The organism is Streptomyces sp. W16 (assembly GCF_033194735.1).
Lineage (GTDB): Bacteria > Actinomycetota > Actinomycetes > Streptomycetales > Streptomycetaceae > Streptomyces.
Genome location: NZ_JAWOAI010001209.1, coordinates 1 through 752, shown reverse-complemented (window position 1 = coordinate 752; position 752 = coordinate 1). Strand labels below are relative to the sequence as shown.

1 protein-coding gene is annotated in these 752 nt (G+C 73.4%); it reads left to right on the top strand.

The window, feature by feature from the left end; genetic code table 11:
- A partial coding sequence (locus R6V09_RS54250; RefSeq protein WP_317888700.1) for an aminotransferase-like domain-containing protein occupies positions 1-752 on the top strand: 752 nt, incomplete at both ends.

Below are 752 nucleotides of genomic sequence, written 5' to 3'. Positions count from 1 at the left end.
GCCGCGCCATCGCGACGGCACCCTCCTTGGCGTACGACTACGGCGATCCGCGCGGCCGTGTCGAACTGCGCACCGCGCTCTCGTGCTACCTGGGGCGGGCGCGCGGGGTGATCGCACCCCCGGAGCGGATCGTGATCACGTCCGGATATGTACAGGGGCTCGCGCTCCTCACGCGCGTGCTCGACGGTTCCCGGGTGGCCATGGAGGATCCCGGACTGCCCTTCCACCGGGAGGTGGTCCGGCACAACGGCGGCAACGTGGTGCCCGTCCAGGTCGACGAACGGGGCGCCCGCGCCGAGGAGTTGGGGGACGCGGCGGCCGTGGTGCTGACACCGGCCCACCAGTACCCGACCGGCGTGACCCTGCACCCGGAGCGCAGACGGGCGCTGACCGACTGGGCACGCGCGCGTGGGGGACTGATCGTCGAGGACGACTACGACGGGGAGTTCCGCTACGACCGGCAGCCCGTGGGCGCGCTCCAGGGGATGGCGCCGGGACAGGTCGCGTACCTGGGGACCGCCTCCAAGACGCTCGGGCCCGCGCTGCGGCTCGGCTGGATGGTGCTGCCGCCCCACCTGGTCGACGCGGTCGCCGACGCCAAGCTGCACAGCGACCACCACACCGAGACCATCGGTCAGCTGGCGCTCGCCGAAATGATCGACAGCCATGCCTACGACCGGCACGTGCGCGCGTGCCGGCTGCGGTACCGGCGCCGCCGCGACCAGCTCCTCGACCGGCTGGGGGCGCGCAGC